The organism is Rhodanobacter ginsengiterrae (genome assembly GCF_050026815.1).
GTDB classification, from domain to species: Bacteria; Pseudomonadota; Gammaproteobacteria; order Xanthomonadales; family Rhodanobacteraceae; genus Rhodanobacter; species Rhodanobacter ginsengiterrae.
On the sequence record NZ_JALBWO010000055.1, the window covers coordinates 39354 to 64092 of the forward strand.

Here is a 24739-nt window from a genome sequence, read left to right on the forward strand (position 1 = left end):
CCGGCAAGCTCCGGCGCACGCCTGTGCCACGCAGGTGGCTCAGCAATCCTCTTGGCCGAGCACGTGCTCGACCAGCAGCGCGAGAAAAACATCGCGCTGGCGACGATAGGACGGATCCAGCGGGCCACCCATCGCCGCCGCGTGCATCGCCTGGTGGCTCATGTTCAGCGCGGCACCCAGACCGGCGCCATGCAGATATTCGCCCGGATCGCAGCTGCCCTCGGCGTGCCTGGCCCAGAACGTCGGCTCGGCCGGCAGTGCAATGAACTGTTCCTCCCAGCGCAATTCGCCGGCCAGCGCCCCGAGGCCGGTTCGCGGCCCGCCTCGGTGCGGCTCGTGCCGATAGCTGTCCAGCCAGCCCGGCAATGCGGTGCGCGGCATCGGCCGGGCCAGTGCATAGCCCTGGCCGAAGTCCGCGCCGAGAATTGCCGCCGCCTCGACCAGGTCGGCCGACTCCAGCCCTTCGACCACCACTTCAAGTTGCAGGTCGTGGCCGATGCGGATCAGCTGACGGATGAAGCGCAAGGTGTTCAGCGGATCCTGCCGTGCCTGCAGCACGATGGCCTGGTCGATCTTGATCCGGTCAAACGGCCACTGGCGCAGGCGGATCAACGAGCTGTAGCCAGCGCCCAGGTCGTCTTCGACCAGACGCACGCCCAGCGCCCTCAGCGACTGCATGCCCGGGCCCTGCAGCACCACATCGTGCTCGGTGCCGATCGGCGACTCGAGGATCTCCAGCAGCAACGCACTGGCCGGGCAACCGCTGCGGGCGAGCTCGGCCGCCATCGCCTCGGCATAGCGCACGTCTTCCAGTGCCGCCGCCGGCACATTCACCGACAGGTCCAATGTTTGCCCGGACTGCCGCAGCCATTCGCGACAGGCCACCGCCTGGCCCACGCCATGACGGAACAGCGCGAGCAGATCGTCGGCACCCAGCGCGGGCAGGAAACGTGCCGGCGCCAGCAGCTCGCCGCTGTCGTCACGCAATCGCGCCAGCGCCTCGAACTCGGCGACATGGCCGTCGGCCAGCCGGACCAGCGGCTGGTAATGCATCTGCAACGCATCGGTCGCGATCATCGCGCGCCAGCGCTCGCGCACGAAGAACGGCAGCAGCTCGGTGCCCTGCCGCGGCGGCGCCAGGCGCGCCAGCGCGAGGTCCAGCACGGTCTTGAGCTGATCAACGAAGGCCTGTTGGTCCTCACCCTGGAAGCCACCGGCATACGGGCTGTACAGGGTGAGCAGGACCGCCGGCGTGGCCGGTACCGGCGACAGCGGAATCGCCACGTTGGAAACCACGCCCAGGCTCAACGCGATGTCGCGCCAGCCGGCCATCAGCGGATCGCTGCCATAGTGGGTGCAGCGCTGGATGCTGGCGCTGCGCCAGGCGCGTCCGCTCGGCCCCTCGCCGTCCGGGCTGCCGGCCTGTACGCGGATCGGCACGGCCTTGCCGGTACCCAGCGCGTGCAGGTATTCGGCGAACGCCGTGCCGGCCACCGCCTCGTAGGTCAACTCGCCCGACGGGTCCGGCCGCCCCACCGCGCAGGCGGCGATTTCCCGGTGCGTTACCAGCGCGTCCACCACGCCCTGGATGAGTTCCAGATAGCCTTCGGCCGACCACGCCAGCGCATTGATCCGGCCCAGCAACGCCACCCGGCGACGCTGCAGCTCGCGCATGCTCTCCAGCTGCCATTGCCGCTCCATGCCCAGGCGCTGCAACAGGATGGCCAGCGCGCGGCGATCGAGCGGACCGGTACCGCCCAGCTGCGCCGCCAGGATGTCCCGCAGCTGCTCGATCGCCTCGAGCAACCAGACCTCCTCCAGCCCGCAGCCGGCATGAAACAGCCCGGTACGGCTGGCCCGCGCACGATGGGCGTCCACATCCAGATCCGATCCCAGCAGAATGTGCAGGTGGCGCAGGACATGACTCTGCAAGGCCTCCAGCTCGTCAGCGGGAAGCACATCGAGCAACCTGGCGATCCCTTCGTGCTGGCGCAAGCCGGCGTGGAATTGCGCCACCACTTCCGGCAACTGCGGCTCCCAGATGTCGCGGCACGCGCGCAGCAGAGCACCGGCATGGTGGCCATAGGGTGCGGCGATGGCGTCCAGCTCACCGGGGTGATCCACCAGGCCATCGGGCAGCGCCATGCCCCACCAGCGCGAGCGGTATCGCTTGCGTGCCTTGACCTGGTACATCGCCTGATCGGCCCGCCGCAGCAATTGCTCGCCGGTGGCGATCGTCTCGCTGGAATACATCGCGATCCCCAGGCTGGCACCGATCGAAAACACGTCGCCGTCGAGCCGCAGCGGTTGGCGCAGGCTGACATCGACGCGTTCGAGCAAGTCATCGAGATCGGACTCGTGCTCCAGGTCGCCGAACACCAGCACGAACTCGTCGCCACCCAGTCGCGCCACGTAATCGCCGGCGCGAAGCACCTGCCGGAAGCGGTTGGCGACCTCCATCAGGATGCGATCGCCCACCGCGTGACCATGCCGGTCGTTGATCGGCTTCAGGTCATCCAGGTCAAGCAGGCCTACCGCCACCTGGCGGCCGTGCAGGCGGGTCTGCATCAATACCGTGTCGAGGTACTGATCCAGCGCGCGCCGATTGGGCAGGCCGGTGAGGTCGTCGTGCAACGCAAGGTAAGTCTGCCGCTGTTGCTCCTGCAGCAAGGCATGGCGTTGCGCATGCTGCCGCAGCGCCAGCCCGGTGGCGTCGGCGATCTCGTCCAGCAGGCGGCACATCTCGTCGTCGAACGCATCGGGCTCGACCGTGGCCACGACAAACACGCCTGCCGCCACCCGCCTGCTGCCCGCCTCATTCGGCTGGGAAAACAGCGGCCAGCAACCCATCGCCCCGGCATGTTCCTGCAACTCGGGGCGCCAGTTGCCAGCCGCCTGCGCGGGATCGAGCGGGCGCCGGCGGATCACCGGAGCGCCCTGCATGAAGGCCAGCGTGGGCGCCAGCACGAGGGCGCCTTCCGGGTGCTGCGGCGGCGTGGGCAAGTCAAGCATGATGTCCGCGATGGGACCGACCAGGGCCACCCGGCGCAGCATGCCGTCGCTGCCATCGGCAGCAAATACGTCGACCGCAGCAGCGCCGGCGATGTCGGCCAGGGCTTGCGCCAGCGTGCGATAGACCGCCTCGGGGTCGGGCTGCTCCAGCAGCGCGCGCTGGATGGTGCGCTGCGCATCGCGGTAACGACTCATCCGCTGGCTGCGCTCGAGCAGCAGATGGTGATCCCAGAAGCGGGCCAGTTCATCGACCAGCCGCTGCGCCCAATCGAGCAACTCCGCGCTCAGGCTCGGGCCGTCGTCACCGGAATAGGCGGCCAGCACCAGTTGGCCGTGATCGCGCGTCCTCGACGCGGCCACGATGCAGGAGCCGAAGCCATAGGGCAGCGCAGCCTCCCGCCACGGCAGGAATTCCGGTGCGTCCACCGGGGTGGCCCGCGCCACTTCCTGTCGCAACACGATACCCACCGGACCGTTACCGGCAGGCTGGCCGGCATCCGCGCTGAGCCGCAGCGCCTTGGCATACCCCGCCGCGGGACCGGCCGCCGCCAAGACCTCCACGGCATCGCTTGCCGGCTCGCGTCGTCCGATCCAGACCAGCGGAAGATTCATCGTCGAGGCGAGGATCCCGGCGATGGTGACCAGCATGCCGAGGCGATCCCGATCGGGGTTGGCATGCAGCAACGCGAGGGTTTCCGCGACGCTCCGATAGAAGCGTTCCCTGAGTGCAGCGCGAGCATGCTCCTGATTGTCCATACGATCGCCCATTCCCCCCCACCCATGAACAATCCATCGCCAGACTACTTCAGCACGGATGCAAACAGGAAATCCACCTCGCCAGCGAACCGCTCTCGCATGAGCGCGCTGGCGGGCGATGCTCTTCTTACTGGATTCGGGATTCGGGAATCGGGATGACCAGACGTTCGTCTGTTGAAAGCCGGGATTCGCAAGAGCACCGTGCGCCAGCGGGCTCCTGCCACCGATTTGAGCGGGCGCGCTTCAGGCCGATGGCGCGGGGGCCGCGCAGCCCAGCGCGCGCCGGGTCATCAGCTCGCGTTCGCGCCGGTTCATGGTCAGCGCCGCCGCCCGTTCGAAGGCGATCCGGGCCTCGCCGTGGCGACCCATCCGCTCAAGCAGATCACCGCGCACCGCCTGCAGCAGGTGATACCGCTGCAGACTTGGCTCATCGGTCAAGGCATCGACCAGTTCCAGACCGGCAGCGGCGCCTGCGGCCATGCCGACGGCCACCGCACGGTTCAACTCGACGATCGGTGACCCCGTCACCGCAGCAAGCCGGGCGTACAACTCGGCGATTTGTGGCCAGTCGGTCTGCGCGGCGTCCGCCGCTCGCGCATGGCAGGCGGCTATCGCCGCCTGCAGCGCGTAATGGCCGTCTGCGCCACCCAGCAAACGGGCCTGCTCCAGGCCGGCAAGTCCGCGGCGTATCTGCAGGTGGTCCCACAACAGGCGATCCTGTTCGAGCAGCAGGATCGGCTCGCCCTGCGCATCCACGCGCGCATCCGCACGCGAGGCCTGGATCTCCATCAGCGCCACCAGCCCGTGCACCTCGGCTTCGCCCGGCATCAGCCCGGCCAGCACCCGGCCCAGCCGCAAGGCATCCTCGCACAGCGCCGGCCGCATCAAGTCATCGCCTGCCGTGGCCGAGTAACCCTCGTTGAAAATCAGGTAGATCACCCCGAGCACCGACGACAAACGCTGCTGCAGCTCATCGCCGCGCGGCACCTCATAAGCCACCGCGGCCTTGGCCAGGCTGCGCTTGGCGCGCACGATGCGCTGCGCGACGGTCGGCTCGGGGATCAGGAAGGCACGGGCAATTTCGTCGGTGCTGAGGCCGCCGAGCAGGCGCAGGGTCAGCGCCACGCGCGCCTCCATCGACAGCAGCGGATGGCAGGCGACGAAGATCAGCCGCAGCAGGTCATCGCCGAACGGATCATCCAGCGCCGCCTCGACCGCGGATTGCGCATGTTCCTGTTCGTGCTCGAGCTCATGCACCAGTTGCGCGTGCTTGCGTTCGAGCAGCTTGCTGCGGCGCAGGCGGTCGATCGCGCGGCGCTTGGCCGTGGTCATCAGCCACGCACCGGGATTCTCCGGCACGCCCGCGCGCGGCCACTGTTCCAGCGCCACCACCAGCGCGTCCTGCGCCAGCTCCTCGGCCAGGCCGACGTCGCGCAGCATGCGGGTAAGGCTGGCAATCAGCCGCGACGACTCGGTTCGCCAGACAGTGTCGATCGCGCGGTGGGTGTCGGCTTGGCTCATTGCCGTCGATCAAAGCATTGCAACGGCGGCAGCGCAACAGTCCGTCCCTGCCGCAACGCCCACTCACCGCCCCACAGGATGGTCCAGACCGTCACCTGCATCGAACGTGACCCGGTAGCTGCCTTGCCTGTGGGATGAAGCGACTGACTGTGACGTCCAGAAACAAGCCGGCCTTCCGCGGCTTGCAACGGAAGGCCGGCGAGGCATCACGATCGAATGGCGCAAGCGGCCAGCCCGGCGGCTGGCACGCACTGCGTCACCAACAGGAGCCCGGCTCAGTGCCGTCGGCGTCGCGCTTGCCGGTCTGGTCCACCGAAAGCATGCCGCACTTGGTGTCATTGGTTGCCTGGATGCCTTGCGGCGTGGCCGTCACGACATAGGCGGAGACGCTCACCGATGCTGCCGGCAGGGCGTACTGGTAGAAGCGGCCGGTCTGCTGGTTGCCGGCGCAATCCAGGTTCGCCGCGACGAGGCTGTTGTCGTTGCCCGCACCGTCGTTGTTGTAGCGAAGGTGGGTGGTGTAGTACCGCTCCATGTAATTCGCGTACTCCGACAGGCAGCCTTCGGCCGCCACCCGCCGGGTCTTGGTGATGTACTTGCTGTAGATCGGCCAGGCGATCGCCGCGAGAATCGCGATGATCACCACCGCGATCATCAACTCCATCAGGGTAAATCCCGCACTGCGTCCCGCGACCCGCCGCCGGCGGATGATGGCCGGCGATCCGTGGGCGGCGGTAGCAACATCCGGGTCGTGCAGCGGCGGCAAGCTGCTTTCATTCGACAAGAGCGATTTCATCATTCCTTCCTTTACTGGGTGATCAGCTCTCGCCAGGAAACACGCTGGATATTGCCGGTCGAGCTCGAGGTCTTGATGCTGCTGGTCGAGCCATTGTCGAAGCTGGTCAGCATGGTGCTGCCGACGAAGATCGGGTTGTTCGGCAGCGAACTGAAACCGATGCCCGCCGCCGGCGTACCGCTTACCGAATCGGACGAATCAATCTTGCCATCGGCATTGCGATCGAAGAAGTTCGCCGTCGGATTGGTTCCGGTGAACGGATCCAGCGCCATGATCCAGCCACTTCCTGACGGGTTGCACGGATCGGTGGCCTTCGGGATGCGCGTGGTGCCAAGCAAGAGATTGCCCTGGAACTGGTTGGGCGTGACCATCCGCTCGCCCTGCTGCACGGCAGCACCCGCCGTACCTGTCGGCGACAGCAGGTCGATGTACCAGCCCGATTTTCCAGTGATCGCGACGCTGTCCGCCGCGGCCTGCGCCAGCGTCGTCACGGTGCGACCGTTGCCCACTTCGGCAGTTATCGAGCGCTTGACCAGATTGTCGGCACGGGTCGAGGCGGAAGTCACCGCCAGCCCGCTGGTGCCGGATTGCACGATCAGTCCATACCAGCTCTGCGTATTCAGGTTGGACAGGTCGGTCGTGGTCAGGTACTGGCCGGTGCCGAAGAACACCCAGGTATTGCCGGTGGCCGGGTCCTTGCCCGCCAGCATGCCTGCAGTGATCGGCTGGGCATTGCCATCCTTGTCCTTGGCGGTGAACAGATTCACGCCGGCGCTGTCTGGCGTCGCGGTGGCATCGGTACCCGTGCTGGTGTTGAGCGCAAATGACCACACATGGCCGTTCGCATCACCGGCATAGGCCAGCGTGCTTACACCATTGCCCGATGGATCCATCCACACCGCCGGGGCAGCCAGACCGCTGGTATCAGTGGTGGCGTGCACGTGCAAGGTGCCGGTGGCGAGATCGAACTGCAGCAGGGCGGACTTGCCCTGGGCGCTGTTGTAGCCGTTGCCGATCAGTACCGACCAGGTGCCATTGGCGGTCTGCGCGATCACCGGCTTGCCGGTCATCTGGCCGATATAGCCACTGTTGCCGTCGGCGGTATTGCCATCGCCTGCCGAGCGCTCCCACAGGAACTTCACGCTGGCCGGGTCGGTGATGTCCAGCGCATAGACCGTCTTGGCCACGCCGCGCCCGGTGGTCCCCACCAGCACGGTTTTCCAACCCGGCGTGCTGCCGATATAGACATCGCTGATGGTCAACTCGCCATCGTTGAAGAAACCGTGGTCCACCGTGCCGCCGTAGTCAACGCTGGCCAGCGCGCTGACGCCTGCGGTGATCACGGCGCCTGGCAGGTAGGCAAAGTTCTCCGCGCCGGTGGCGGCATCGAAGCCATGCAGCATGCCGTCATTGGCGGCGACGTAGATCGTCCCGGCCCGACCGGCCTTGTCGCTGGCGAACTGGGAGAAGGTCGACGAACCCGTGAAAGCCTCGGTATAGAACTGGTTCGCATTCGGCGCGCCGGCATAGACCGGTTGCGAATTGACGATGTCACCGATGGCGATGTCGCGATTGCGGTAGCTGCCCTTGTTGCTCTGCTCCTTCGCGGAATCGCCGCGCAGGTAATTGATCAGATCGGCCTCGGTGGTCGCCGTTCCGGCCACACTGCTCAACGCCGTGTGCTGGGCGGTCGAAAGCGAAGGCAGCGTGCTGCCCGACATCTTGAAATCCACGAACTGACTGCCCGCTGCAGCGGCAGGATTGTAGGTCTTGATATTCCTGCTCGCGGCGGTTGGCAGCTTGGTCGAAGCCGTCCAGTCCGGACTGGTGGCGATGGCTCCAGTGGTCGAATCCACCGCCAGCGCCTTCAGGTCGCCCTTCCATTTGGCTGTCCAGTAGTTCGCCTGATAGGCCACCGTACCGGTCTGCAACTGGGTGGAATTGGCGGCCAGACTGGCGCCGGTGCCTACACGCTCGGCGGCGCGCTTCAGTGCTTCCTTCAAACCGTTGGCAAACGCATCGGGGCTGTTGGCTGAGTAAAAGCCACCGTGACCGTCGACTGCAGCATGAGCCAGGTCGGCGATGTTGTTGATTGAGTCCGCCTTGGGCTTGGGCCACACGAAACCGCTGATGGCCTTGCTGGAATCGCCGTTGGCCCAGGCAAAAACCTGGTCCATCGGAATGGCGGTCTTCTGATCCGCGTAAAGCGGAGAGAAGCCGAGGCCGAGGGTAAAGGTGGACATATGCTGCCAGAACGCCGGATCCTCAGCATTCGGGGGAACTTCATTGTCCATGTCGGACCGAAGATCGGTGGCCCAATACTTCATCGCAAAGTCGGCGAGGGTATCACTGTAACTGGCCGCTACCGTACTGGTTTGCGTGTATTTATAAGTGCATTTGCTGGACGAGAACCTGGTTGCGGCAGTGTAGCTGTAGTTTGATGCGCCTTGGGCTGCGTTGAAGGATGCCTGACAATCAGCAGAACTCAACCCGTTTTTCGAGAAGTTCTGGGTAGAGGTTGTAGTTACCGGAACACCATCCTGATAGGGGGCTGCGGGACTATAGGTATAGGTTTGACTATTGGAGCCGGTAATCTTCGTGCCCGCAGTTCCATCAACGTCGCCGATGCTTGGCGGCAAACTGCCGTTCCAGAAACCGTCTGTGGTGAGGATCGTATAGGACTGCCTGCACGCCAGCTGCTTGCTCGCAGCGGCGGTTGTGTAATCCGGATCCGACTCCATTCCCTTCCAGGGCTGGTCCGTCTGATAATACTGGCCAACGGCATCGAGCGCCGACGGCAGCGGAGTGCCGCTGCCCGGATACTCGTCCTTCAGCCAGTTCCAGAAATTGGTCTTCTGGGTTGCGGCGTACTGATTGCCGAACGGAGCCACCTCGGCGATCGTCTGGCTGTTGAAGGTCGCTGTGTCGGAAGGCAGCCCGCTGTCATTATTGCCGTTGATCGAGCCGAAGCCCACGCGGAAGGTGGTGTCCAGAGTGGAGAACGAATTCATCAGGCCACTCTTGGCCATCAGCATGCGGGTGCGATAATAAGAAAACCAGTTGGCCACGTTCTGCTGGGCAGTCGCGGAGTCGTCACAGACAGCCTTGCTGGCGCTCGGCAGCAAAGCACACGAGTTGGCAACACCAACATAATGCTGGGTATTGGCCGTGCCCGTGGTGTAGGTGAAGTAGTATTTATTCGTATATACTGTACTGGTGCATGTCGAGCCGCTCAGGGAATCACCACTATTGCAGGAGTAGCTGGAGAACGTAGCTGTTGCATCGACTATCTGATTCTTATTTGGACTGAATAACTTCTTGCATTGGGTGGTGTTGTAGGTGCCGTATCCCGACGGACACGTATATGTATAGTTCTTGGTCGCGTCATAGGTCGGATACGTCACGATGGTGAACATCGTGTAATACGGAAAGTTGCGGGCGTAATAGGTATTGCCGCCCGAAAATGTCGTGATGTCGACCTTGCTGGTATCCCGGAATCCATCCTTGAAGGCGCTGGTCAGACTCGGCGACGCGGCATAGCTGGTGCCGTCCGCCTTCGGCGGCGGTGAATACGTCGTGTTCGGGCTGTAGTAGACGCCATTGAGACTCGCGTTGCGCAGCCCGTCGTCGGTGGTGTCTGGCAGATAGCCCCAGTCAGGCATGTAGTCCCAGTCCATCGAGCCGGAGTCATCCAGCATCAACACCACGTTAGGTGGCAGCGAGCGCTGGATGATCAGCGGCGCCTGGTCCACCTTGACCGCAGCCAGGGCCGGCGTGTAGACCGCACCCAGCATCCAGATCGACAAACCGGTGTACAGCAGGCGGCTCAGGAAGCTGCCGGGTTTGCTGCTTGGACGGAATGATGTGTTCATGACGGTAGCGCTCTCGAAGGATGCGTCATGGAAAGGCCCATACGCCGATGTGAAGGTGAAGCGGCAGGTCAGCCCTGCTTGATCATGGATTGCAGCACCACCACGGCGCGGTCGCCGACCTCGGCGGGATTGCCGCTGCGCGCGGTGACGCGGTAATACACCGAGGTGGTGGACGTACCCTGCGCACCGTAGTTATGCGCATTGGCGCTCTGGCCGTAGCCAGTGCTGGTGCTGGGGTCGTACCAGTTGCCCATGTTCTCGATCACGTACTGCGGCTGGCTGACGGCCAGGCTGCTTTTCGCGAACAGGCCCGCACCGGTGCCCGAGGTGACGGTGACGATCTTGGTTTGATCCAGGTTGGGGTCGTCGAACGGGTTGCCCTGGCAATACACGCCACCGGCCTGGCAGTTGCGGGCAATGTCACCCGGGTTGCCTGCCACCCGCGCCTGTGCGGCGCGCATCGCTGCCTCGGCACTCTGGAAGGCGATCTGCCGGTCGAACTGGTTCGACGCCATCCGCTGCTGCATGATCGTCCCGCGTACGGCAGCCAGGCCAACCAGGGTGATCACGATCAGCAGCAACAAGGCCACCACCAGGGCTACGCCATTCTGGTGTCGCAGCGAAGCGGAGGAACTGGATAGACGGACGGAAGTCATGTCATAGCACCCGGTTGCGCACGGTGGTGGTGGCAGTGAAGGATCGCGAGATCGGCTTGGCATCGACACCGGACTTCTTGTCGACGCTTTCCAGGGTCAGGTTCACCCGCACCGCGTCGACCAGCGCCCAGTTGGTAACTGTAGTGGCGTCGCCGAAGGCGGCATTGCCCGACTGGTGGTAGGTCAACGTCATCGCGGTCACATCACGAACCATTTCCTGGGTGGTGGGTGTGGGTACGCCGGCCTTGTTCTCCAGGCTGATGCGATACAGCGAGCGCCCGCCCGCCGGATTGATGCCGACGTACCAGTCGACCGCATTCAGCTTGCTGATCTGCGCGTTGGGGGTGAACACGTAGCTGCTGGTACCCGTGCAGACCGTGGGGAAACTGAGGTCCTTGGTGCAGTTGCCCGGGGAACCGCTGGTGTCGTGGGTGATCGTGCCGCTGGCGAAGTTGCTGACCTGGATCACCGCGGCATGGTCCGGATCGCAGACCATGACCAGGTCACCGGTCAGCAGATCGCTGCTGGACTCGTTGAGGGTGAAGGTGCCGGCCGGCTCGGTATTGAGCTTCACGGTCACGCCGGAGCCCGCCGCACCCAGCAGCATCAGCGAATCAGTGCCCGCCACCCGGGCCTTTTCGGCGGTGCCTATGGCTACGGCCGCGTCCGTCTGGCTATGGTCGTATCCGATCAGCGTGTTGCTCCAATTGGCCCACCAGGCGGTTGCCTTGTTGTTGAGCACGTTGGACACGCGGCCATTGTTGCTGCACCCGGTGAGGCCGGCATCGCGGATGTCGCGCGCCATCATTTCGAAGGCCGTGCGCGAACCGTCCTGCACGTCGCCCAGCGCCTGGTTGGTGCGATAGGTGCGCTGGTTGGCAATGAACACGCTGACCACTCCGCCGATCACGATCAGACCCAGCAGCATGGCCACCATCAGCTCGATCAGGGTGAAGCCGTCCGCGGCACGCTGGCGGCGGGACAGGCGCACATGGGAAGAAGTGAAGCGGCGGCTCATAGCATGGCCCTGGTAATGACTTTCTGGACACTGCTGCCACCGACCCCGGCGCGGCTGTCGTCGAAGCTGATGGTGATGGTGCAATCGGCGCTGCCGCCGGCGGCGGTGCAGTTGATGTCGCCGGTGGTGGTGGCCGCCGCGCCGAGTGACTGGCCAAGCTGGCCGCACCACTGGCTGATCTGGGCCGCTGCCAGCGATCCCGTTCCGGCCGGGCAGGCACTGGCCTTGACCGCCGAGGTACCGGTGCGGTTATAGCTGCCGGCCTGGGCTGCGGCCAGGTCCGCCCGCATGGCATCGAGGATCGAGTAGCTGGAAATCGTCGCCATGCTGCGCGCCATGGCGCTGTTGTTGGTGGACAACGACATCGCCTGCAACGCGGCAATCCCAAGGAAGGCGATGGACAGCACCAGCACGGCGACCAGCACCTCGATCAGGCCGACGCCGGACTGCAATGAACGCCTGTGGGTGGTTGGCGCCCGCACTGGAATGTTTGGCATGAGATCAATCGTCATGTTCACCATCAGGGGCAAGCCCCCGAGGCTTTGGTGGTTTCGAGAATCGAGCCGGCCGTCATCTTGATGATCCGATGGTTGTCGCTGCTCATCTGGCTGGTGCAGATGTCCACCACGTTGCCGTCATAGGGCGCCGTCTGGCCAACTTTTCGCGCCTGTCCTTGAGAGGTGAAGAGCAGCGCGACCATGTTGCCCTTCAGCTGAAGTGGGGCAACCAGACTGGGCGTACCCGCGAGCACCTGACTGGGGGCGCCCCCATTCATCGCCCATACCGCACCGGTTTCGGTGCCACACTGAGTGCCCAAGTCACCGCCGGCACTGGTATTCGCGCCGGACGAATCGCTGCACAGCTGGGTACTGGAGTTGCGCTTGACTGCTTCCATCCGCGCGATGTTGATCGCGCTGACCAGGTCATTGGCGGTGGTGGTGAGCTTGTTCGACAAGGTGATGTTCTTGAAACTCGGCACCGCAATCATCAGCAGCACCACCGCGATGGTCACGGTCACCATCAGCTCGACCAGGGTGAAGCCGCGATCGCCGCGCCGTCCCGGCAGCATGCCGAACGCACGACGGCGCGATGCGTGGGCGCTGGCCTGCGGCGGCGTTGGCGACTGGATCAACGAGAGACCTCGCTGACACGACAAGACTTGCATGGAATTCTCCCTGATACCCCTGAGCGCACTCTAGCCAAGGGGCCCCTGCCCGCCAGCCCCCAGCCGACCAGCGGTATGAATTGCCCGACAAGCGGCCTTTCCTGCTGCAGGAAAGGTGATCGCGTTCACGCTCACCCCAGGCGTGCCCGGAAAAGACAAAGGCCCGCGTCAGCGGGCCTTTGAAGTTCTGGTGCCGGAGATAGGAATCGAACCTACGACCCCATCATTACGAATGACGTGCTCTACCAACTGAGCTACTCCGGCAAAGAGCCGCAGATTTTACGTTGTAGCGGCGTGGCGGCGCAAGCACGGAATGCTGACCGTCGCCAGCAGCCTAGGGCGGGCACGGCCCCCCGGCTTCTCACGATCAAGGGCGGCGGACGGTGCCCGCCCTCCGCTGCACAGCGTTGTAGGAGCGCACCCTGTGCGCGATGCCTTTCGTCACGTTGCGCAAAAGCATCGCGCACTTCGGTGCGCTCCTACAGCAGGCGGTGCCCATCCGGCGTAAAGGGTTAGAAGCTGGTGGAGCTGTTGCCACCGACCACGCGCAGTTCCTTGGGCAGGGCGAAGGTGATGTTTTCCGGCTCGCCGTCCAGCTCACTCACGGCGCCGGCGCCCCACGACTGCAGGCGCGCGATCACGTCGCGCACCAGTTTTTCGGGGGCGGAGGCGCCGGCGGTGAGGCCGATGCGCTTGACGCCATCGAGCCAGCTGCGCTCGATGTGTTCGGCACCGTCGATCAGGAACGAGCGTACGCCCTGCTTCTGCGCCAGCTCGCGCAGGCGGTTGGAGTTGGAACTGTTGACCGAGCCGACCACCAGCATCAGGTCCACCGCGTCGGCCAGCCGGCGCACGGCGTCCTGGCGGTTCTGCGTGGCGTAGCAGATGTCGTCCTTGCGCGGCCCTTCGATGTCGGGAAATTTCACCCGCAAGGCGTCGATGATCGCCTTGGTGTCATCCACCGACAGCGTGGTCTGGGTGACATAGGACAGCTGGTCGGGAAACTTCGGCGCCAGTGTGGCGACGTTTTCCAGCGATTCGACCAGCAGGATCTGGCCACTGTTGGCCGGATTCCACTGCCCCATGGTGCCTTCCACTTCGGGGTGGCCGGCGTGCCCGATCAGCACCACGCTGCGACCGATCCGGCCCAGCCGCGCCACCTCCATGTGCACCTTGGTGACCAGCGGACAGGTGGCGTCGAACACCTTCAGATGGCGCTGGTCGGCCTCTTCGCGCACGGCCTGCGACACGCCGTGCGCGCTGAAGATCACCGTGGCACCGTCGGGCACTTCATGCAGTTCCTCGACGAACACCGCGCCGTCGGCGCGCAGCTTGTCGACCACGTAGCGGTTGTGCACCACTTCATGCCGCACGTAGATCGGCGCGCCGTACGAGTCGAGCGCACGCTCGACAATGGCGATGGCGCGATCGACACCGGCACAGAAGCCGCGGGGGTTGGCGAGCAGGATGTCCAAGCTGACCTCGATTCAGAATCCTGCAGGAGCCCGCCGGCGGGCGATGCTGTCACCGCGTCAGCGAAAGCATCGTCCGCCAGCGGACTCCTGCGAAGGCCTGGATTATCGCACGCTGTCCGCGGGCTTGCCGGCGAACAGGCCGAACGCGATGAGCATGACGGCGCCCACGGTGATGCCGCAATCGGCCAGGTTGAACACCGGGTAGTTCCACTGGCGGAAGTAGACATGGATGAAATCGGTGACCTGCGACGCATGCAACCGATCAATCAGGTTGCCGATCGCGCCACCGATGATCAGTGCCAGCGGCAGGCTGGTGCGCCAGTCGCGCCGTGGTGTACGCGCCAGCCACACCACCAGCACCCCACTGATCACCAGCGCCAGCAACACGAAGAACCAGCGCTGCCAGCCGTCACTACTCGCCAGAAAGCTGAAGGCGGCGCCCTTGTTGAAGGCCAGCGTCCAGTTGAGGAACCCCGGGATCACCGGGTGCGGCACCCCCATCGGCTGCAATGCATGCAGCGCCCACCACTTGCTGAGCTGGTCGAGCGCGATGACGAGGGCGGAGAGCCCGAGCCAGGGGAGTGCGTTGGGTTTCGTGTTCATGTGCGAAGGCTCGAATGGGAATGGCTCCTCCCCCTGCTGCGCAGGGGGAGGTCGGGAGGGGGTGTGCTTTTGATCTTGAAGGTTCAGATCAACAGCGACCCCACCCCAGCCCTCCCCTGCTGCGCAGGGGAGGGAGAAAAGCGGCTCCTCCTGCCACGCAGGGGGAGCGAGAACCGTGGCTCCTCCTCCTGCATGCAGGGGGAGGTCGGGAGGGGGTGCGCTTTTGATCTTGCAAGTTCAGATCAAGAGCGACCCACCCCAGCCCTCCCCTGCTGCGCAGGGGGGGGAGACAAGCATGGTGCGGGTATCAGAACCAGCGGCGATCTTCGCCCGGTCCTTCGACATTGCTGATGCAGCGCCCGCACAGCTCGGGATGCGCGGCGTGGCTGCCCACGTCGTCGCGACGGTGCCAGCAGCGCACGCATTTGGCGGCGCTGCTGACGCTGGCGGAGACCCAGGCTTCGGCGCCTTCCAGTTCCACCTTCACCGCGCCGTCCGAATGCGGAGCGAGCGGCGCCAGGGTGAAGTCGGAGGTGATGAAGAAGAAGCGCAGTTCGTCGGCCGCAGCGGCGTAGCGTGCGTGGAGCGCGGCATCGGCATGCACCACCAGCTTCGCCTCGAGTGCCGCGCCGATCTGCTCGGCCTTGCGCATGCCTTCGAGCACGCGCGAGGCGGCGTCGCGGATCGCCAGCAGGTCGGTCCAGTAACGCCGCTGTTCCGGCGAGTTCTGGGTGGCGACGAGGCCGTCGTACCAGGTTTCGAACAGCACGCTGTCGCCGCGCTCACCGGGCAACTCCTGCCAGATCTCCTCGGCAGTGAAGCTCAGCACCGGTGCCAGCCAGCGCACCAGCGCTTCGGCAATGCGGTACATCGCACTCTGCGCGCTGCGCCGGCCACGGCTGTCGACCGGCATCGTGTAGAGCCGGTCCTTGGTGATGTCCAGATACAGCGCGCCCAGTTCGTTGGTGCAAAAGTTCTGGATGCGCGCGATGACGTCGGGATAGTCGTTGCGCTCGTAGGCCGCGGTCACCGCCTGCTGCACGTCACAGGCCTGCTGCACCGCCCACTGGTCGAGCAGCACGCTGTCTTCCACCGGCAGCAGATGGACCGCCGGATCGAAGCCATCCAGATTGCCGAGCAGGAAACGCGCGGTGTTGCGGATGCGGCGGTAGCTGTCGGAGACGCGCTTCAAGATCTCGTCGGAGACGGTCATCTCGTTGCGGTAGTCGGCCGAAGCCACCCACAAACGCAGCACGTCGGCGCCCAGCGTATCCATTACCTTCTGCGGCGCCACCACGTTGCCCAGCGACTTGGACATCTTGCGACCGTTGGCGTCCACCGCGAACCCGTGCGTCAGCACTTCGTCGTAGGGCGCGCGGCCGTGGATCGCCGCCGAGGTGAGCAAGGAGGACTGGAACCAGCCGCGATGCTGGTCGGAGCCTTCCAGATACATCACCTTGTAGTGCGTGGCGGCGCCCTGCTGCAATTCGGGACGCTGGTCGATCACCGTGTAATGGGTGACGCCGGAATCGAACCAGACGTCCAGCACGTCGGTGACTTTCTCGTAATCCTGCGCCTCGGCGCCGAGCAGATCAGCCGCATCCAGCGTGAACCACGCATCGATACCGCCCTGCTCCACCTTCTGAGCGACCTGCTCCAGCAGTTCGACCGAATGCGGATGTGGTTCCTGCGTGGCCTTGTGCACGAACAGCGCGATCGGCACACCCCAGGTGCGCTGGCGCGAGATGCACCAGTCCGGCCGCCCGGCGACCATGCCGGCGATGCGTTCCTCGCCCCAGCCCGGCACCCAGCGCACGTTCTTGATCGAGGTGAGCGCCGTCTCGCGCAGATCCTGCTGCTCCATCGAGATGAACCACTGCGGCGTGGTGCGGTAGATCACCGGCGTCTTGTGCCGCCAGCAGTTCGGATAGCTGTGCTCGATCTTCGCGAACGCCAGCAGCACGCCGCGCTGGCGCAGCAGCTCGACCAGCGCCTCGTTGGCCTTCCAGATGTGCATGCCGCCCAACGCCAGTCCACCGGCCTCCGGCGTATCGATGCGGTAGGTGCCGCGTGGTTCGATGTAGTTGAGCAGGCCGATGCCGTACTCGCGTGCCACCACGAAATCCTCGACGCCGTGATCGGGCGAGGTGTGCACCGCGCCGGTACCGTCCTCGGCCGACACGTGCTCACCGAGGATCACCGGCACTTCGCGCGGATAGAACGGATGCTGCAGCTTGACGCCTTCCAGCGCACGGCCTTCGGCGTGGCCCAATACGCTCGCCTGTTCCAGTCCGTAACGCTGCGCCGCCTTGTCGGCCAGCGCGCTGGCGACCACCAGCAGCACGCGCTTGCCATCGCGCTGCGGACCTTCGATCAAGGCATATTCCAGTTCCGCGCCCAGCGATACCGCCTGGCTCTCCGGCAGCGTCCACGGCGTGGTGGTCCAGATCGGGATGGCGACGGTCGCGTCGCCGGCATCCACGTCGAACTTTTTCGCCAGCGCCTTCGCGTCGAGCGCGTCGTATGCCACGTCCACGGCGGGCGAGACCTTGTCGCCGTATTCGATCTCCGCCTCGGCCAGCGCCGAGGCGCAGTCGAAACACCAGTACACCGGCTTGGCGCCACGCAGCACGTGGCCGTTGGCAACGATCCGCGCCAGCGCGCGCAGCATGTCGGCCTCGAAACGGAAGTCCATCGAGCGGTAGGGGTGATCCCAGTCGCCCAGCACGCCAAGGCGCTTGAAATCGTTGCGCTGGGTGTCGACCTGCTCGGCGGCATACTCGCGGCACTTCTGCCGGAAGGCGGCCGCATCGAGCTTGTCGCCCGGCTTGCCGAACTTTTTCTCCACCGCGATCTCGATCGGCAGGCCATGGCAATCCCAGCCCGGCACGTACGGAGCGCGCTGACCGGCCAGCAGCTTGGACTTGACCACGATGTCCTTGAGGATCTTGTTCACCGCGTGGCCGATGTGGATCGGCCCGTTGGCGTACGGCGGGCCGTCGTGCAGCACGAACACGCTGTCGCGGTGCGCAGTCTTCCGCTGGATCTGCGCATAACGGCCCACCCGCTCCCACTCCGCCAGCCAGCCCGGCTCGCGCTTCGGCAAATCGCCGCGCATCGGGAAGGCCGTCTGCGGCAGGTTGATGGTGCTCTTGTAATCGTGGGTCATTGCGTGGGTGCCGTGATGGAAGCGTTGCCGTCCGCCAGCTGCGCGGACAAAGAGTTCAAAGTTAAACGATACGTGCGCGCGCCGGAAGCTGTCTCACGCCTCGACCAGCCGCGGATTCATGCCCAGCAGCTCGCGCGCCCGGCGCGAATCCAGCGCCATCTGCGCCTTCAGCGGCTCCAGCCCGTCGAACTTCTGCTCGTCGCGCAGCTTGGCCACGAATTCCACCGCCATGCGCTGGCCGTAAAGGTCGCCGTCGAAGTCGAACAGGTGCACTTCCAGCAGCGGCTGGCTGACCTGGTTCACGGTGGGGCGCACGCCCAGACTGGCCACGCCCGGCCAACTGCATTCGCCCTCGCCCAGGCCGACCCGCACCGCGAAGATGCCCTGGATCGGGCTGACCCGCTGCTGCAGGTGGATGTTGGCGGTGGGATAGCCGAGCGTGCGACCCAGCTGGTTGCCGTATTCGACCTTGCCGTCGATCACGAACGGGCGACCGAGCAGCGGCCCGGCGCCAGCGAAATCACCCGCGGCCAGCAGCGCACGCACCCGGCTGGCGGAAACGCGCCCACCCTCGAGCTGGACCACCGGCATGACAAAGGCGCCGAAGCCGAGCTCGGCGCCCATCCGTTCCAGCAGGGCCACGTCGCCAGTGCGCTTGTGGCCGAAACGGAAATCGCCCCCCACCCACACCTCGCGAGCAGCCAGCCGCTCGACCAGCACCCGCCGCACGAAATCCTCCGCCGACATCGCGGTCAGCGCCTTGTTGAAGCGCAGCAGCAGGCTGTGCTCCATGCCGGCAGCGGCAAACCCGCGCAGTTTCTCGCGCACGCTGGACAGGCGCGGCACCGGCTCGGCCGAGAAGAAGGCGCGCGGCAGCGGTTCGAAGCTGACCACCACCGGACTGCAATCGAGCAGCTGCGCGCGCTCGTGCACCCGCGCCAGCAGCGCCTGATGACCGCGGTGCAGGCCATCGAATGCGCCGATCGCCATCACGCTGCCGCGCGGCGTCAGGCAAGGGCCCGCGACATCCCTGGAAAGTCTCATCATCGCCTGAGTATAACGGGCGGACGGCTGTCGATAATCGTGCCAGGCCGGCTCACGCCCCGCGCAGGTCGCGCAGGCGGAAGCCGCTGGCGAACAGCGCGGCGACATACGTACCCGCGCCGGCGACCACCAGCACCGCCAGCCGCCACAGGCGGGTGACTACGGCAACGCCATGCAGCCATTCCGGCCAAAGCCAGCGCCCCAGCACCAGCACGGCGGCCATCGCCAGGCACGACGAACCCAGCCGCAGCCAGTGACGCGCCCACCCCGGCTGCCGCTGGTACACGCCCGCCCGCCTGAGCCAGTGCCACAGCAGCAGGAAATTGACGTAGCTGGCCAGTGCGCTGGCCAGCGCCAGACCCACATGCAGGCCAGGCACCTGCGCGATGCCGGCGAGCCAGCTGCCCTGCTTCACTGAAGCGGGCGCCCACAACTCGAAGAACAGCGCGATCAGCAAGGCGTTGAACACCATGTTGATCACCAGCGAGGCCACACCCGCCTTCACTGGCGTGCGCGTGTCCTGGCGTGCATAGAAGGCCGGCAGCATCACCTTGACCAGCGCATAGGCCGGCAGGCCGCAGCTGAGCGCCAGCACCGCCGCCGCGGTCATCCGGGTATCGAAGGCCGTGTATTTCCCGTTCTGGAACAGCGTGGCCACCAGCGGTTCGGCCAGCAAGGCCAGCGCAATCGCCGCCGGCACCGCGATCAACAAGGTGATGCGCAGCCCCCAGTCGAGCGCTCGGGAAAACCCGGCACGGTCGGTACTCACGTGGTGGCGCGACAGCGAAGGCAGGATCACCGTCCCCAGCGCGACACCGAATACGCCCAACGGCAGTTCGAGGAAACGCGTCGACTGCCATAGCCAGGTCTGCGACCCGGTCACCAGCAGCGACACCACGACCGTGTCCAGCAACAGGTTGATCTGGGCCACTGACGAGCCGAACAGGGTCGGCACCATCAGCCGCATGATTTTCCGCACCTGCGGATGGCGCCAGCCCCAGCGCGGCCAGACCAGCAGATCCAGCTTGCGCAACGCCGGCAGCAGGAACAGCAGTTGCAGCACGCCGGCCAGCAGCACCGCCCAGCCCAGCGCGAGGATCGGCGTGTGCAGGTGCGGAGCGACCCACAACGCCGCCACGATCATGCAGACATTGAGGATGACTGGCGCCAGTGCCGGCATCGCGAAACGATGGAAGCTGTTCAGTGCGCCGCCGGCCAGCGCCGTCAGCGACACGAACAGCAGGAACGGGAACATCCAGCGCACCAGCTCGGTGGTCAGGTCGAACTTGTGTGGCTGGTCGATCGCCCCGGGAATGAAGGCGGTGGCCAGCTGCGGCGCAAAGATCAGTCCCAGCGCGGTCACCACCAGCAACACGCCACCCAGGGTGCCCGCGACAGTCGCCATCAGGCGCTTGAGATCGTCGTGGCTGCCGGTTTCCTTCACTTCGGTGAATACCGGCACGAAGGCGGTGGAGAACGAACCCTCGGCAAACAGCCGGCGCATGAAGTTGGGGATGCGAAACGCCACCACGAACGCATCGGTGGCCACCGTGGCGCCAAACACGTGGCTCATCGAGATGTCGCGCACCAGGCCGAGCACCCGGGAAATCATCGTCATGCTGCTGAACGAGAGCAGTCCGCGGAGCATGCTGGGTGACTTCATGGGTGCTGGGTTTCTGCCTTCGGCGCCGATCGCGCGGGGCGCACAGTTTGACAGTCCACGCGGCCGGGATGACAGCCCGGATGTGGCAGAATAATGGCTGCCCGATGGCCGGGCGCCTTTGCCGGCACCGTTTCGGTTGCGTAAATGATTGACGCATCGGCGAATCGCCCGCATAATTGGCGTCTTTTTCCACCCTCAACCCTGCATTCCGGAGTTCTACCTTGGCCAACATCAAGTCCGCGAAGAAGCGCGCGCGCCAGTCCGAACAGCGCCGCCTGCGCAACATCAGCGCACGTTCCATGGTCCGTACCGCCCTGAAGAAGGTCGTCAAGGCCATCGAGGCCAAGGACAAGGCCGGCGCCATCGCCGCGTTCACCGTGGCCCAGCCGGTGATGGATCGCTACGCTGCCCGTGGCCTGATCCACAAGAACAAGGCTGCCCGTCACAAGAGCCGCCTCAACGCGAAGATCCGCGAACTGGCGTAAGCCGGAGCGCGATTCACGTTGCATGAAGAAGCCGGCGCAAGCCGGCTTTTTCGTCCCCGGTCCCGAGTGTTGGCTCCTCCCCCTGCGCGCAGGGGGAGGTTGGGAGGGGGTTCGCTTTTGACTTTGGCGAAGAGCGACCTCACCCCAACCCTCCCCTGCTCGCAGGGGAGGGAGCAAGACGCCAAGTGCGTCACTGCCGCGAACGAAACTCCAGCGGCATCGGCTCGCCCGGTCGCGCGCCAGCCGGTGGTTTCGGCCCGCAGGCGCCGCAGGTGCTGCAGCCGTCGCTGCAATCACCGGTCGCTTCCTTCGGCTGCAGGCGCTGACCGAAGGCGCGGACCAACGCGCTGCGCCCGGGCTGGTTGAAGCGGATCGACATCGCGGCCATCCAGCGGTTGGCGAGTTTCGGCGCCAGCTTGCGCAGCACGATCAACACGCTGGCCACTACCGCCAGAGCGATCACCACGTACTGCAGCAGCAGGCCGGTGCTCATGTGAGCATCCTCGCCACCTGGTAGACGATGAACGAGGCCGCGTACGCCATCACGAACATGTAGCCGAACGAGATCGCCACGTTGCGCCAGGAGTCGGTCTCGCGCTTGATGATCGCCAGCGTGGACATGCACTGCGGCGCATACGCGAACCACACCAGCAGCGACAGCGCGCTGGCCAGCGAGATCTGTCCGGCCAGGGCGTTGCCCAGTCCACCCGCGGCTTCGCCGCCTACCAGATAGACCGTGGCCAGCGCCGCCACCGCCGTCTCGCGGGCGGCGAACGCCGGGATCAGCGCCAGGCTGATCTGCCAGTTGAAGCCGATCGGGGCGAAGATGTACTGCAGGCCGCGCCCGATGTAGCCGGCGAAGCTGTACTCGATCGCCGGCCGGGTCGCCCCTTCCGGCGCACCCGGGAAGGTGGACAGGAACCACATCAACACGGTCAGACCGAGGATCACGCCGGTCAGCCGCTTCAGGAAGATCATGCCGCGCTCGTACAGGCCGATCCCCACGTCGCGCAGCTTGGGCACGCGATACGAGGGCAACTCCATCATCAACGCGTGCTCGCTCTTGTCGCGGCGGATGTGCTTCATCACCCAGCCCACCAGCATCGCGCCCAGGATACCCGCCAGATACAAGGCGAACAGCACCACGCCCTGCAGGTTGAACACGCCGAAGACATAGCGGATCGGGATGAACGCGCCGATCAGCAGTGCATAGACGGGCAGCCGCGCCGAACAGGTCATCAACGGCGCGATCAGGATGGTGGTCAGCCGATCACGCGGGTCGGTGATGCTGCGCGTGCCCATGATGCCGGGGATCGCGCAGGCGAAGCTCGACAGCAGCGGGATGAACGAGCGCCCGGTCAGCCCCACCGACAGCATCATCCGGTCGAGCAGGAACGCGGCGCGCGGCAGGTAGCCCGACTCTTCCAGCGCAATGATGAAAAGGAACAGCACCAGGATTTCCGGCAGGAAACCCAGCACCGTGCCGAGCCCGCCGAACAGGCCATCGGTGACCAGGCTCTGCAGCGGCCCGGCCGGCATCCAGACGGCGGCCTGCTCGCCCATCCAGCCGAAGCCGTCGCCGATTGCGTCGGTCATCGGCTTGCCGATCGAGTACACCGCCTGGAACACCAGGAACATCACCACCGCGAGAATCGCCAGCCCGAATACCGGGTGCAGCGCCCAGCGGTCCAGCGTGTCGTCGATCGCGGCGGTGGTGCGCGGCATGGTCACCGTCGCTGCCAGCAATTCGCGCACCTGCGCATGCAGGTCGGCGCGGCTGGCCGCGTCATCCGGCTGTACCGGCGCAGCCGCAGGCACCTCGCCATCGACGCGCTCGATCAGCGCCCGTGCGCCGCCACGCTTCACCGCGATCGTTTCCACCACCGGCAGGCCAAGCCGGCGTTGCAGTTCCGGCACGTCGATCACGATGCCGCGCGTCCGCGCGGTGTCCATCATGTTCAGCGCCAATACCACCGGGCGGCCAAGCCGCTTGACCTCGAGCACGAAGCGCAGGTGCAGGCGCAGGTTGGTCGCATCGGCCACGCAGACGATCAGGTCCGGAACCGCCTCGCCCGGATAGTTGCCGGCGCAGACGTCATGGGTGATCTGCTCGTCGGGACTGTTCGCGTCCAGGCTGTAGGTGCCCGGCAGGTCGAGGATCTGCAGCACGCGCCCGGAAGGCGTGGTGAAGCGCCCTTCCTTGCGCTCCACGGTGACGCCGGCGTAGTTCGCCACCTTCTGCCGGCCGCCGGTGAGCTGGTTGAACAGCGCGGTCTTGCCGCAGTTGGGATTGCCCACCAGGGCAATGCGCAGGGTCGAAGCGCTCATGCCGCCGCCTCGCGGCGCACGCTGACCCGGTTCGCCTCGGCCTTGCGTAGTGCGAACCGGGTGAAACCGATCTGGATCAGCACCGGATCGCCGCCCATCGGTCCCAACGCCACCACCCGCACCGGCTCGCCGTCGACGAAGCCCAGGTCGCGCAACCGTTGCGCGATCGGGTCCGAAGCATGCGCATCGTGCACGCGGTCGACCACGGCGGGGGCACCCTTGGGCAATTCGGACAAACGCACGGAAGGCAATCTCAAATAAGAACAATTCGCATTGTAGACCTTTTGTCGGTTCCGCTGCAGCACGGCGAGCCTGCCCTGCGACAACGTTTATCATCGCGTTATTTGCGGGGACGACCTGATGACCGATTCCATCCTGAGCGAACGCCGTGGGGCGGTCGTCTGGCTCACCCTGAACCGCCCGCAGATCCACAACGCCTTCGACGACAGCCTGATCGCCGCGCTGACCGAGGCACTGGCCGCCGCCGACGCCGATCCGGACGTGCGCGCCGTGGTGCTGAGCGGCAACGGCTCGTGTTTTTCCGCCGGCGCCGACCTCAACTGGATGCGCGGCATGGCCAGCGCCAGCGAGCAGGAGAACCGCGAGGATTCGCTGCGCCTGGCGCGGCTGATGCGCAACCTGCAATTCCTGTCCAAGCCGACCATCGCGCGCGTCAACGGCGCGGCCTACGGCGGCGGCGTGGGCCTGGTCGCCTGCTGCGATATCGCGATCGGCGTGGACACCGCCAAGTTCGCCCTGTCCGAAGTGAAGCTGGGCCTGGTACCGGCCGTGATCTCGCCGTATGTGGTCGCCGCGATCGGCCTGCGCGAGGCACGCCGGCTGTTCATCACCGGCGAAGTGTTCGACGCGGCCACCGCCGCGCGGATCGGCTTGTTGCATGCCGCAGTACCGGGCGCCGACCTGGACGAAGCGATCGAACGCCAGCTGTACCTGCTCGCCAAGGCCGGTCCGCTGGCCCAGCGCGAGGCGAAGCAGCTGGCCTTGCGCATTGGCGGCGCCGATCTGGCCGAGGCCGAACGCATCGACACCGTCAACGCCGGACTGATCGCCCGCCTGCGCGTCTCCGCCGAAGGCCAGCATGGTCTGACCGCGTTTCTCGACAAGCGCGCACCGGCGTGGGTAACGCAACCGTAGGAGCGCACCCTGTGCGCGAAG

At 65.7% G+C, this 24739-nt stretch carries 18 protein-coding genes and 1 tRNA gene; 2 read left to right on the forward strand and 17 right to left on the reverse strand.

Annotated features, from left to right (window positions below; all coding sequences use genetic code 11):
• Positions 1-39: 39 nt before the first annotated feature.
• From ACQGNJ_RS11245 to murJ, 14 genes are all read right to left on the reverse strand, one after another.
• Positions 40-3780, reverse strand: coding sequence for an EAL domain-containing protein (locus ACQGNJ_RS11245; protein WP_426689336.1), 3741 nt, complete (start codon positions 3778-3780; stop codon positions 40-42).
• Between the two features lie 231 nt (positions 3781-4011).
• The gene (locus ACQGNJ_RS11250; protein ID WP_426689337.1) at positions 4012-5289 is read right to left on the reverse strand and encodes an RNA polymerase sigma factor; all 1278 of its coding nucleotides are present in this window, start codon (positions 5287-5289) and stop codon (positions 4012-4014) included.
• 256 nt (positions 5290-5545) lie between these two features.
• Positions 5546-6055, reverse strand: a complete 510-nt coding sequence (locus ACQGNJ_RS11255) for a type IV pilin protein (protein ID WP_426689338.1) — start codon at positions 6053-6055, stop codon at positions 5546-5548.
• Positions 6056-6096: 41 nt separating this feature from the next.
• A complete protein-coding gene (locus ACQGNJ_RS11260; protein WP_426689339.1) occupies positions 6097-9957 on the reverse strand; it encodes a pilus assembly protein in 3861 nt (1286 codons plus the stop codon).
• A 68-nt stretch (positions 9958-10025) separates the two neighbouring features.
• Positions 10026-10613, reverse strand: coding sequence for a pilus assembly PilX family protein (locus ACQGNJ_RS11265; RefSeq protein WP_426689340.1), 588 nt, complete (start codon positions 10611-10613; stop codon positions 10026-10028).
• Position 10614: 1 nt separating this feature from the next.
• Complete coding sequence (locus tag ACQGNJ_RS11270; protein WP_426689341.1) at positions 10615-11631, reverse strand: prepilin-type N-terminal cleavage/methylation domain-containing protein; 1017 nt, start codon at positions 11629-11631, stop codon at positions 10615-10617.
• Positions 11628-12128, reverse strand: coding sequence for a type IV pilus modification protein PilV (gene pilV, locus ACQGNJ_RS11275; protein ID WP_426689342.1), 501 nt, complete (start codon positions 12126-12128; stop codon positions 11628-11630). Before pilV ends, ACQGNJ_RS11270 begins: the two co-directional genes overlap by 4 nt.
• A gap of 23 nt (positions 12129-12151) precedes the next feature.
• Positions 12152-12796, reverse strand: coding sequence for a GspH/FimT family pseudopilin (locus ACQGNJ_RS11280; RefSeq protein ID WP_426689343.1), 645 nt, complete (start codon positions 12794-12796; stop codon positions 12152-12154).
• Positions 12797-12984: 188 nt separating this feature from the next.
• A tRNA-Thr gene (locus tag ACQGNJ_RS11285) sits at positions 12985-13060 on the reverse strand.
• 248 nt (positions 13061-13308) lie between these two features.
• Positions 13309-14271, reverse strand: coding sequence for a 4-hydroxy-3-methylbut-2-enyl diphosphate reductase (ispH, locus tag ACQGNJ_RS11290; protein WP_426689344.1), 963 nt, complete (start codon positions 14269-14271; stop codon positions 13309-13311).
• 102 nt (positions 14272-14373) lie between these two features.
• A complete protein-coding gene (gene lspA, locus ACQGNJ_RS11295) occupies positions 14374-14874 on the reverse strand; it encodes a signal peptidase II (RefSeq protein WP_426689345.1) in 501 nt (166 codons plus the stop codon).
• Between the two features lie 307 nt (positions 14875-15181).
• A complete protein-coding gene (ileS, locus tag ACQGNJ_RS11300; protein WP_426689346.1) occupies positions 15182-18043 on the reverse strand; it encodes an isoleucine--tRNA ligase in 2862 nt (953 codons plus the stop codon).
• Positions 18044-18136: 93 nt separating this feature from the next.
• Entirely contained in the window at positions 18137-19090 is a 954-nt protein-coding gene (locus ACQGNJ_RS11305; protein WP_426689347.1) for a bifunctional riboflavin kinase/FAD synthetase, read from the reverse strand.
• A 49-nt stretch (positions 19091-19139) separates the two neighbouring features.
• Positions 19140-20750, reverse strand: coding sequence for a murein biosynthesis integral membrane protein MurJ (gene murJ / locus ACQGNJ_RS11310; RefSeq protein ID WP_426689348.1), 1611 nt, complete (start codon positions 20748-20750; stop codon positions 19140-19142).
• Positions 20751-20971: 221 nt separating this feature from the next.
• On the opposite strand from murJ, the gene rpsT reads away from it, so the two are divergent.
• Positions 20972-21235 (forward strand): 30S ribosomal protein S20, encoded by a 264-nt coding sequence (gene rpsT / locus ACQGNJ_RS11315; RefSeq protein WP_072760571.1) that lies wholly within the window; start codon positions 20972-20974, stop codon positions 21233-21235.
• A gap of 190 nt (positions 21236-21425) precedes the next feature.
• Here the strand turns inward: rpsT and ACQGNJ_RS11320 are convergent, their stop codons facing one another.
• Genes ACQGNJ_RS11320 through ACQGNJ_RS11330 form a run of 3 tightly spaced genes read right to left on the reverse strand, consistent with a single transcriptional unit; the run spans position 21426 to position 23805 of the window.
• Complete coding sequence (locus tag ACQGNJ_RS11320) at positions 21426-21728, reverse strand: DUF6587 family protein (RefSeq protein WP_426689349.1); 303 nt, start codon at positions 21726-21728, stop codon at positions 21426-21428.
• Positions 21725-23563: a ferrous iron transporter B gene (feoB, locus tag ACQGNJ_RS11325; protein WP_426689350.1), complete on the reverse strand. Its 1839-nt coding sequence runs from the start codon at positions 23561-23563 to the stop codon at positions 21725-21727. Before feoB ends, ACQGNJ_RS11320 begins: the two co-directional genes overlap by 4 nt.
• Positions 23560-23805, reverse strand: coding sequence for a FeoA family protein (locus tag ACQGNJ_RS11330; RefSeq protein ID WP_426689351.1), 246 nt, complete (start codon positions 23803-23805; stop codon positions 23560-23562). The genes feoB and ACQGNJ_RS11330 overlap by 4 nt, the downstream gene beginning before the upstream one ends.
• 118 nt (positions 23806-23923) lie before the next feature.
• On the opposite strand from ACQGNJ_RS11330, the gene ACQGNJ_RS11335 reads away from it, so the two are divergent.
• Positions 23924-24718, forward strand: a complete 795-nt coding sequence (locus ACQGNJ_RS11335; RefSeq protein WP_426689352.1) for an enoyl-CoA hydratase-related protein — start codon at positions 23924-23926, stop codon at positions 24716-24718.
• Positions 24719-24739 lie beyond the last annotated feature (21 nt).

Bases quoted from the DNA above. Each gene is read 5' to 3' on its own strand.
- pilV (WP_426689342.1), bottom strand. From the start codon at position 12,128: ATGCCAAACATTCCAGTGCGGGCGCCAACCACCCACAGGCGTTCATTG.
- ACQGNJ_RS11305 (WP_426689347.1), bottom strand. From the start codon at position 19,090: ATGATGAGACTTTCCAGGGATGTCGCGGGCCCTTGCCTGACGCCGCGC.
- feoB (WP_426689350.1), bottom strand. From the start codon at position 23,563: ATGAGCGCTTCGACCCTGCGCATTGCCCTGGTGGGCAATCCCAACTGC.
- ileS (WP_426689346.1), bottom strand. From the start codon at position 18,043: ATGACCCACGATTACAAGAGCACCATCAACCTGCCGCAGACGGCCTTC.
- ACQGNJ_RS11260 (WP_426689339.1), bottom strand. From the start codon at position 9,957: ATGAACACATCATTCCGTCCAAGCAGCAAACCCGGCAGCTTCCTGAGC.
- ACQGNJ_RS11245 (WP_426689336.1), bottom strand. From the start codon at position 3,780: ATGGGCGATCGTATGGACAATCAGGAGCATGCTCGCGCTGCACTCAGG.
- murJ (WP_426689348.1), bottom strand. From the start codon at position 20,750: ATGAAGTCACCCAGCATGCTCCGCGGACTGCTCTCGTTCAGCAGCATG.
- ACQGNJ_RS11335 (WP_426689352.1), top strand. From the start codon at position 23,924: ATGACCGATTCCATCCTGAGCGAACGCCGTGGGGCGGTCGTCTGGCTC.
- lspA (WP_426689345.1), bottom strand. From the start codon at position 14,874: ATGAACACGAAACCCAACGCACTCCCCTGGCTCGGGCTCTCCGCCCTC.
- ACQGNJ_RS11280 (WP_426689343.1), bottom strand. From the start codon at position 12,796: ATGCAAGTCTTGTCGTGTCAGCGAGGTCTCTCGTTGATCCAGTCGCCA.
- ACQGNJ_RS11250 (WP_426689337.1), bottom strand. From the start codon at position 5,289: ATGAGCCAAGCCGACACCCACCGCGCGATCGACACTGTCTGGCGAACC.
- ACQGNJ_RS11270 (WP_426689341.1), bottom strand. From the start codon at position 11,631: ATGAGCCGCCGCTTCACTTCTTCCCATGTGCGCCTGTCCCGCCGCCAG.
- ACQGNJ_RS11320 (WP_426689349.1), bottom strand. From the start codon at position 21,728: ATGAGCACCGGCCTGCTGCTGCAGTACGTGGTGATCGCTCTGGCGGTA.
- ACQGNJ_RS11265 (WP_426689340.1), bottom strand. From the start codon at position 10,613: ATGACTTCCGTCCGTCTATCCAGTTCCTCCGCTTCGCTGCGACACCAG.